Origin of the sequence: Catellatospora sp. NPDC049133 (assembly GCF_040648455.1) — a bacterium.
In the GTDB taxonomy this organism is placed as follows: domain Bacteria; phylum Actinomycetota; class Actinomycetes; order Mycobacteriales; family Micromonosporaceae; genus Catellatospora; species Catellatospora aurea.
In genome coordinates, this window is record NZ_JBEZDT010000061.1 from 26,673 (window position 1) to 34,830 (window position 8,158).

Here is an 8,158-nt window from a genome sequence, read left to right on the forward strand (position 1 = left end):
TGGTTACGGTGGTCGGCCGCCATGACGGTATCATAGTGATATCACTTTCCGGATGCTGTCGTCACGAGGCGTCCCGCGACTCAGGCGCATCGGGTGATCGACCTAGCGGGATCTGAGTACGTGCGCTCATGCGCGGCCGACCTGCCGCGACCAGCATGGGATCCATGGACGGGCTCTATATCGGATCATTCGCCCACGCACTCGGTGCGCGGAAGCGACATCTACGCGAGTCGGCCGAGGCGGGACTGCTCCGGTCGGCTCCGGAGGACCTGGAGGCGGCCGGTTTCCGGTGGCACCACACCTGCGAACCCGACGACACCGCGTACGACCTGGCCCGTGCGGCGGTCGCGGAGATCGCGGCACGCGGCGGCCTGGCCGACGTCGACGCGATCGTCTACGCCACCTGCCTGCCGGGCGGCGGCGATACCGGCAATGCGCCGGTCCGCGACGTCAAGGAGCTGATGGACTTCCCGGCCGGCCGCCTGCAGGCCGAGTTCGGCCTGTCCCGGGCGATCGTGGTCGGGCTGCACCAGCAGGCCTGCACCGGCGCGCTCGGGGCGCTGCGGGTGGCGGGCGCGCTGCTGACGACCGAGCCGTCCTGGCGGCGGGTGCTGTGTGTGACCGCCGACCGGTTCCCCGCCGGGGCGTGGTACGAGCAGGCGTACAACCTCATCTCGGACGGGGCCGCGGCCTGCGTGGTCGGGCGGGAGCCGGATGTGTGCCGCTTGCTGACCGTGCACCAGATCACCAACGGCGGTCTGGGCCGGGCCGGCGACGACGAGACCGTCGGCACCTACTTCGCCTACACGCACCGGCTGGTCCGGGAGGCCGCCGCGCGGGTCGGGCTGGCCCCGGCCGAACTGGACTGGGTCGTCACCCAGAACACCAACGACAAGGCCTGGCAGATCCTCGCCCGGCTGCTCGGCGTCGACCACGCCCGGGTATGGGCGCCGACCCTGCCCGACGTCGGGCACGTCATCTCGGCCGACCCGTTCGTCAACCTGTCGGCGCTGCTCGACTCGGGCCGGGTCCGGCCGGGGCAGCGGATCGCCCTGCCGATGGCCGGTTTCGGGCTCAACTGGCAGTGCGCGGTGCTGGAGGTGGTGGGGCGATGAGCGCCCTGGCGACCGCGCTGGCGCAGGTGTCGGAGACCGCGGACCGGCTCAGCCGGCTGTCGGCCCGAGCGCACCAGAACCCGTACACCCTGGTCGACTGGCCCTCGGCAGTGGATCCCGACCGCGACTGGTACGGCACGCCGGAGTACGTGAGCCTGCACGGCACACCCGTGTGGGAGGGCCTGGACGACACGGCCCGCCGCCGGGTCGCGTTCCACGAGGCGGCCGGTTTCTTCAGCCTCAACATCCACGGCGAGAAGGCGCTGATCCAGGGCCTGGCGGCGCGGCTATACCGCAGCGACCTGGCCGGCTCCGCCGGCTACCTGCACCACTTCCTGGACGAGGAGAACAAGCACAGCGTCTACTTCGGCGGCTTCTGCACCCGGTACGCGCGGGTCCACCGCAGCCGGCAGGCCCCGTTCGGCACCGACCGGCCGCGCGACGTCGACGACCTGCTGTTCTTCGCCAAGACGCTGATCTTCGAGGAGATCGTGGACCACTACAACCGGGTCCAGGCCCGCGACGTTCGGCTGCATCCGCTGGCCCGCTTCATCAACGACAACCACCATCGCGAGGAGGCCCGGCACCTGGTGTTCGGCCGCCGGCTCGTGACGGCCCTGTGGCAGGCGGGGCAGTGGGATGCGCGGACCGTCGCCGAGATCCGCGACGACCTCGGCCGGTTCGTGACCGCGACCTGGCGCGGGTACTACCACCCCGACGTGTACGCCGACGCCGGGCTCGACGACCCGTGGGAGCTGGCCGAGACGGCCTGGTCCGCGCCCGCCCAGCGGGCCCACCGGCGGCGGGTGTCGGCGGACTGCCTGCGTTTCCTGGCGACCGCGGGTGTGCTCACGGAGGAGCCGGCTGATGCGTTCTGACACTGAGATCCGCGCGGAGCTGCGGACTTTCGTTCGACGGCACGCGGGCCAGGTCGCCGTCACCGACGACATGCCGCTGTTCACGTTGCGCGTGCTGCGGTCGGTACACCTGCCGGAGCTGATCATCCTGCTGGAGCGGCTGCGTGGCGCCCCCATCGACGTGGAGCAGTTGCGGATGGGCGACTTCGACGGCATCGACGCCATGATGGCGAGTTTCGGGGGCAGACCGTGAACACGATCACCGACCTGACCGGGCTCGGGCTGCGCTGGGACCCCAGCGGCCAGGCCGGGCTCACCGGGCCGCTGCTCGCGCTCGCCGACGGCTGCGACCGCGCCTTCCGGCGCCTCGCGAACCGGTGGCGCTGCCGCGAGGAGGCGTACCCGGCGACGCTGCCCGCCTCGGCCCTGCGCGGGCACCTGCGGTCCTTCCCGCACCAGGTCACCTTCGCGACCGCGCTCGACTCCGCCGACGCCAACCTCGCCGCGTTCACCGACGGCCCGGTGCTGGACCGGGACGGGGCGGTCGCGCTGACCCGCACGGCCCCGGTGACCGCGGTGCTCACCCCGGCGGCCTGCTACCACGTCTACCACGCACGCCAGGGGGAGCAGCTGCCCGCGGCCACGTACGTCACCACCCGCAACACCTGCTTCCGGCGTGAGCCCAGGTACGAGCCGCTGCGTCGGCAGTGGACCTTCGCCATGCGGGAGATCGTGTGCCTGGGCACGGCCGAGGAGTCCGTGTCTTTTCTGGCCGATGCCCGCGCGGTCGTGGACCGCTTCACCCTGCTGATCGATCTGCCACTGGACTGGACACCGGCGACGGACCCGTTCTTCCGCCCCGAACGCCACCCGGGCCACCTGCTGCAACGCATCCAGCCGGTGAAACACGAGGCGACGTACGGCGGCTCGCTGGCCCTCGGCTCGGTCAACCTGCACCACGACCACTTCGGGTCGGCGTACGGCATCGCCCGCGACGGGGCCCCGGCCACCACCGCGTGCCTCGCCTTCGGGGTCGAGCGATGGCTGTACGCCCTGGTCGACCGGCACGGCACCGAGCCGGGCGGCTGGCCGGACCTGCTCGCCGCGGCCGGGCAGGCGGCGGCCCGATGACCACGCTGATCACCGGAGCCGACGGCTACCTGGGACGACGCATCGTGGCCGCGCTCGCCGGCGAGGACCTGATCCTGGCGGTGCGGTGCGCCGACCGGGCCGAACTCGACCGCAAACGGGCGCGGCTGGCCCAGGTCACCGACGCCTCGGTCGTGCCGGTCGACCTGCGCGACGCGGATCCGTTCGCGCAGGTGGACCCGCGGTCCGTCACGCGGGTCGTGCATGCCGCCGCCGTCATCCGCTTCGACGTCAGCCGGGACACCGCCGACGGGGTCAACGCGTCCGGGACGGCCCGCGTACGCGAGTTCGCGCAGCGCTGCGACCGGCTCGATCGGCTGATGCTGCTGTCCACCCTGTACAGCGCGGGCCGGCGTCGGGGCGAGGTCCACGAGACCCGCCACGACGACGCCGGGTTCGTCAACCACTACGAGTGGTCGAAGTGGGCGGCCGAGGAGTGCCTGCTCGACCCGCCGGGGCTGCCGGTGACGGTGGTGCGCCTGCCGACGGTGATCGCCGAGGACGACGGCGGCGAGGTGGCGCAGTACAACGCGTTCCACCACACGATGCGGCTCTACCACTCCGGGCTGCTGACACTGCTGCCCGGCGACCCCGCGACGCCGCTGAGCCTGGCCACGGCCGAGTTCACCGTCGCCGGCGTGACGGCCCTGCTCACCGCGCCACCGGGGATCTACCAGCTCTGCGGCGGCCCGGTCTCCCTCGGCACCGCGATCGACACCGCCTTCGGGGTGTTCGAGCGGGACCCGGGCTTCCGCCGGCGCATGCTGCCCCGCCCGATCCCGTGCGACCGGGCGAGTTTCCACGACATGGCTCAGGCCGCCCGGCGGCTGCGCGGTGGCTCGCTGCAACCCGCACTCGGTTCCGTCGCACCCTTCGCCGAACAGCTCTACCTGCCCAAACACTTCCGGACCGACCGCCTGCGGGCGGCGTGGCCCGGCTACCAGGCCCAGGACGCCACGGCCGTGATCGAGGCGGCGTGCGCCGACCTGATCGAGAGGAGCTTCCGTGTCGCAGCACACTGACCTGCCACAGCAGGCACAGCCGCAGGTACGGCGAACCGAACTGCCCGGCGCCGTCGACGACCGGCTGTTCTTCGCCCAGGTCCGGGAGGACCCGAAACTGGAGATCGCCGCCTTCGCCGGGCGGTGGAACGGGCCGATCGCAGTGGTGAGCTCGGCCGGCTGCACGGCTCTGTCGCTGCTGGCCGCCGGTGCGGCCGAGGTCGTCGGCGTCGACGTCAACCGCACCCAGAACCACCTCGTGGAACTGAAGGCAGCCGCGATCGCCGGACTCGAACCCGGTTCGGCGCTGGGGCTGCTGGGCGGCGCACCCATGGCCGCGGCCCTGCGGCGGCAGGCGTACGGCCAGGTGAGAGACGCGCTCACGCCCGGGGCTCGCGGCCACTGGGACGCGCACCCGCAGGCGATCGATGCCGGAGTGCTGCAGGCCGGGGTCACCGAACGGCTGATGCGCCTCATCGCGCGGTCCCTGCGGGTGATCCACCCCAGCCACCGGATCGATACGCTGCTGAGCCTGCGGACCCTCGGCGAGCAGCGGGAGTTCTACCGCCGCGAGTGGGACACCGCCGGCTGGCGGCTGCTGTTCCAAGCACTGTGCAACCGGCTGGTGCTGCGGCGCACCTACGACGAGCGGTTCTTCGCCCACGTCGAGGACCCCAGCTACGCCCGGCACTTCCGCCAGGTCGCCGAGCACACGCTGACCGATCTGGACATCAGCGGCAACTACTTCCTGCACCACCTGCTCACCGGCCGCTACCCGGCGAACTGCCTGCCGCCGTACCTGAGCGCGAAGGTGCCGGTGGACGGCCTCAGCCTGGTCGACGGCGCGTTCACCGACTATCTGCGGGCGCGGCCGGACGCCAGCATGGCGGGCTTCGCCCTGTCCAACATCTGCGAATGGCTGACCCCGGACCAGATCGACGAACTGTTCGCCGAGATCGTCCGCACCGCCCGGCCAGGGGCCCGGCTGGTCTTCCGCAACTTCGTCGGCTGGACCGAGGTGCCGCCGCGCTGGCGTGACGCCATACGGGAGGACCGGGCGCGGGGCGAGCAGCTGATGCGCACCGACCGCAGCCTGTGCCAGCGGCGCTTCGCGCTCTGCGAGGTGGCGGCGTGAAGGTCCGCGACGCCCGGCCGGAGGACAACGCGGCGCTGGTCGACCTGGCGAGCCGCTGCGCGATGGAGGGCGACCTGGCGCTGTGCGTCGACCGGCGGCCCGACTTCTTCGCGCTCAACCGGATCGCCGGTGACGGCTGGCGGGTCGGGGTCGTCGACGGCGACGACGGCCCGATCGCCTGCGTGGCGGCCGCCCGGCGACCCGCCTTCGTCGACGGCCGCCCGGCCCTGCTCGGATACGTCGGCGATCTCAAGGTCCATCCCGCTCATCGGCGGCGCGGGGCCGCCCGCGTCCTGGCGCGGTGGGCGCAGGTCGCCGCCCGGGAGCTGGCCGGCCCGGACGCGCCGCTGATCGGCACGGTCCTGGCCGGCAACGACGCCGTCGAGATGCTGCGCCGGCAGGTCGAACCCGGGGTGCGCCGCCGGGCCACCATCAGGTCGCACAGCATCGACCTGCTGACCCGCCGCCGCATCCCGCCGAGCGGGCTGACCGTGTCGGTGGCCGAACCGGCGGACGAGCCCGACATGGTCGAGCTGTGGCACCGGGTGGCCGCGTCCCGCCAGTTCGCGCCGGTCTGCGACTCGTTCCCGCCGGCCCGGCCGGGACTGGAGTACCTGCTGGCCCGGCGGCCGGGCGGGCAGCTCGCCGGGTTCGTCGGCCTGTGGGACCAGCACGGCATCAAGCAGATGCGGGTCACCGGTTATTCGCCCCGGATGGCGGCGGTGCGGGTCGCGTTCAACGCCGCGGCCCCGCTGCTGCGGGCGCCCCGCCTGCCGCGCACGGGTGGGGAACTGAGCTACCGCACCGTGGCCAACCCGTGCGCGCCGGACGCGGCGACGCTGAGCTTCCTGCTCAGGCACGCCTGCAACCGGCTGCACGGGCTGCACTCGTTCCTCACGGTCGGCCTGGACGTCCGCGATCCGCTGAGCCAGGCGCTGACCGGCCTGCGGGCCCAGCCCACCGACGTCGACCTGCTGGTGCTGGGCGGGCCGGCCGACCGGGGCACGCCGGTGCACTTCGAGATCGCCACGGTGTAGGCCGTCGGGTCAGCGCCGGCGGCGGTAGCGCAGCTCGACGATGCCGCCGGCGCTGGCGGTGCTGGAGATGAGTTCGAGCCCGTAGGACCGTGGTGTGCCGTCGAACAGGCGGGTGCCCTCGCCCGCGAGGTAGGGATACAGCGACACCCACAGCTCGTCGACGAGGTCGAGCTGCAGCAGGGAACGCCAGAGGCGTACGCCGCCCCAGACCACCACGTAGCCGTCGCCGTCCCGTAGCTTCTCCACCTCGGCTGCCGTGTCGCCGGAGGCGATGGTGGTGTTGGTCCAGTCGGCCGTCTGCAGCGTCCGCGAGAAGACGATCTTGCGGCCGTCGGTCAGGATGGGTGAGAACGGGTGGTCGGTGGCCGTGGTCATGCCGGCCTTGATGCCCTCGTAGGCGCTGCGGCCCATGACGTGCGCGTACGCGCCCCGGAGGAAGTCCAGGTGGGCCGGGTCGTCGGGCCGGCTGTTCTCCGGTATGCCGAAGCAGAAGTCCCAGAAGTCGGTGCCCTCGTCGGCGAGCAGGCCGTCGAGGGAGTAGTTGAACACCGTCGCTATCAGCTTGCGCATCTCACCGCTCCTTGATCTCCGAAACGAGCGCGGTCCAGTTTTCGTTATGGGGCCGACATTCTGCCCGTCTACCTCCGCAGGGGCGTGGTTCGGCCAGGGCAGCCGGAACCGAGGCGGCTTCACCGCCACCGGTGCCGGCTGACCGTTCGGTCGTCCGCGCGGCTTCGCTGACGCCGCCCACACCGAATCTCGCCGGCATCTCCACCGATCGTTCACCGTTCACCGGTGCGCTTGTGGTTCGGTGCGCGGATGAATCAGACGGCAGCGCCGGATCGGATCGCGTACATGGATGCGGCCGCAGGCACGGTGGTGGGCTTGGACTACAAGCGGCGTCTGGTCGCCTCGCTTGACGTACTGCCAGGACAGGCAGCGGTGGACGTCGGATGCGGTCCGGGGACGGACCTCGCCCGGCTTGCTGACGCCGTGGGCGAGGCAGGTTCGGTCGTCGGCGTGGACCAGGACCCTCGGATGCTGGACGAGGCGCGTCGCCGTCTGGCTCACCGGCCGAACGTGGAACTGCTGCTGGGTGACGTCCACGAGCTGCCCTTACCCGACGGCAGCATCGATCGCGCGAAGGTGGACCGGGTCCTGCAGCACGTGGCCGATCCGGCAAAGGCGGTGCGGGAGGTTCGCCGGGCACTGCGGCCGGGCGGGCTGTTCGGCATTGCCGAGCCGGACTGGGACACCCTGGCCGTCGCCGACGAGGATCTCGACACCAGTCGGCGATTCGCGCGCTTCGTCGCAGGACAGGTACGCAATCCGACGCTCGGCCGAGAGCTGGTCCGGCTGTGCCTGCAGGCCGGCTACCGGATCAGGTCGGTCGAACCGGTGGCGGCGTTGTTCCGCGACTTCGACACGGCGGATCAGATCCTCGGCCTGCGCCGCAACGCCGCCCGCGCGGTGCAGGCGGGCGTGCTGAGCGAGGCCGATGCCGAACCGTGGTTGCAGCGGTTGGCCCACGGTCCCGTGCTGGCGGGCTTCACGTTCTATGTCGTGATCGCCGAATCGTGAGGCTCCGGTGTGCGGCTACCGGCGGCCCGCCCAGATCCGGGCCAGTTCGACCGTCTCGAACGGCTCCTGGCCGACCAGGACGGTGACCGGGCCGCTGGAGGCGATCCCGATGAGGGTGTGAACTGTTGGTCGGGTTAGCTGAGCGTGACTGCATTTGGTTCGCCCTGGTGGCGGTGTGGCCGGGTGGCGGATGCTGGGCGTTGTCGTGGGTGGCGGTTGTGTCAGGGGCGGGTCGTAGGCTCATGTCAGTCCTGATTGGCCGGTGTGCGGGGGTGTGGTGATG

General features: G+C 72.0%; 9 protein-coding genes. 8 read left to right on the forward strand and 1 reads right to left on the reverse strand.

All coding sequences use genetic code 11. From position 1 onward, the window contains the following. The first annotated feature begins 164 nt into the window (after positions 1-164). The 7 genes from AB0B35_RS40195 to AB0B35_RS40225 are packed head-to-tail and all read left to right on the forward strand — an operon-like array spanning position 165 to position 6,294. Complete coding sequence (locus AB0B35_RS40195) at positions 165-1,115, forward strand: 3-oxoacyl-[acyl-carrier-protein] synthase III C-terminal domain-containing protein (RefSeq protein ID WP_361056602.1); 951 nt, start codon at positions 165-167, stop codon at positions 1,113-1,115. Beyond that, positions 1,112-1,993: a diiron oxygenase gene (locus AB0B35_RS40200; RefSeq protein ID WP_361056605.1), complete on the forward strand. Its 882-nt coding sequence runs from the start codon at positions 1,112-1,114 to the stop codon at positions 1,991-1,993. Before AB0B35_RS40195 ends, AB0B35_RS40200 begins: the two co-directional genes overlap by 4 nt. Next, positions 1,983-2,225, forward strand: coding sequence for a hypothetical protein (locus AB0B35_RS40205; protein ID WP_361056607.1), 243 nt, complete (start codon positions 1,983-1,985; stop codon positions 2,223-2,225). The genes AB0B35_RS40200 and AB0B35_RS40205 overlap by 11 nt, the downstream gene beginning before the upstream one ends. Next, positions 2,222-3,103 (forward strand): hypothetical protein, encoded by an 882-nt coding sequence (locus tag AB0B35_RS40210; protein WP_361056610.1) that lies wholly within the window; start codon positions 2,222-2,224, stop codon positions 3,101-3,103. The genes AB0B35_RS40205 and AB0B35_RS40210 overlap by 4 nt, the downstream gene beginning before the upstream one ends. Beyond that, the gene (locus AB0B35_RS40215) at positions 3,100-4,143 is read left to right on the forward strand and encodes an SDR family oxidoreductase (RefSeq protein WP_361056614.1); all 1,044 of its coding nucleotides are present in this window, start codon (positions 3,100-3,102) and stop codon (positions 4,141-4,143) included. Before AB0B35_RS40210 ends, AB0B35_RS40215 begins: the two co-directional genes overlap by 4 nt. Next, positions 4,127-5,257: a DUF3419 family protein gene (locus AB0B35_RS40220; protein WP_361056617.1), complete on the forward strand. Its 1,131-nt coding sequence runs from the start codon at positions 4,127-4,129 to the stop codon at positions 5,255-5,257. The genes AB0B35_RS40215 and AB0B35_RS40220 overlap by 17 nt, the downstream gene beginning before the upstream one ends. Beyond that, positions 5,254-6,294, forward strand: coding sequence for a GNAT family N-acetyltransferase (locus AB0B35_RS40225; RefSeq protein ID WP_361056620.1), 1,041 nt, complete (start codon positions 5,254-5,256; stop codon positions 6,292-6,294). Before AB0B35_RS40220 ends, AB0B35_RS40225 begins: the two co-directional genes overlap by 4 nt. A gap of 9 nt (positions 6,295-6,303) precedes the next feature. On the opposite strand, the gene AB0B35_RS40230 is transcribed toward AB0B35_RS40225, so the two are convergent. Further along, a complete protein-coding gene (locus AB0B35_RS40230; protein WP_361056623.1) occupies positions 6,304-6,864 on the reverse strand; it encodes a dihydrofolate reductase family protein in 561 nt (186 codons plus the stop codon). A 249-nt stretch (positions 6,865-7,113) separates the two neighbouring features. Between AB0B35_RS40230 and AB0B35_RS40235 the strand changes: the two genes are divergently transcribed. Next, positions 7,114-7,875: a methyltransferase domain-containing protein gene (locus AB0B35_RS40235; RefSeq protein ID WP_361056626.1), complete on the forward strand. Its 762-nt coding sequence runs from the start codon at positions 7,114-7,116 to the stop codon at positions 7,873-7,875. Positions 7,876-8,158: the final 283 nt, after the last annotated feature.

What these genes read in the sequence shown, in the direction of transcription:
- AB0B35_RS40235 (WP_361056626.1), top strand. Translation starts at nt 7,114, where the DNA reads ATGAATCAGACGGCAGCGCCGGATCGGATCGCGTACATGGATGCGGCC.
- AB0B35_RS40215 (WP_361056614.1), top strand. Translation starts at nt 3,100, where the DNA reads ATGACCACGCTGATCACCGGAGCCGACGGCTACCTGGGACGACGCATC.
- AB0B35_RS40205 (WP_361056607.1), top strand. Translation starts at nt 1,983, where the DNA reads ATGCGTTCTGACACTGAGATCCGCGCGGAGCTGCGGACTTTCGTTCGA.
- AB0B35_RS40230 (WP_361056623.1), bottom strand. Translation starts at nt 6,864, where the DNA reads ATGCGCAAGCTGATAGCGACGGTGTTCAACTACTCCCTCGACGGCCTG.
- AB0B35_RS40195 (WP_361056602.1), top strand. Translation starts at nt 165, where the DNA reads ATGGACGGGCTCTATATCGGATCATTCGCCCACGCACTCGGTGCGCGG.
- AB0B35_RS40200 (WP_361056605.1), top strand. Translation starts at nt 1,112, where the DNA reads ATGAGCGCCCTGGCGACCGCGCTGGCGCAGGTGTCGGAGACCGCGGAC.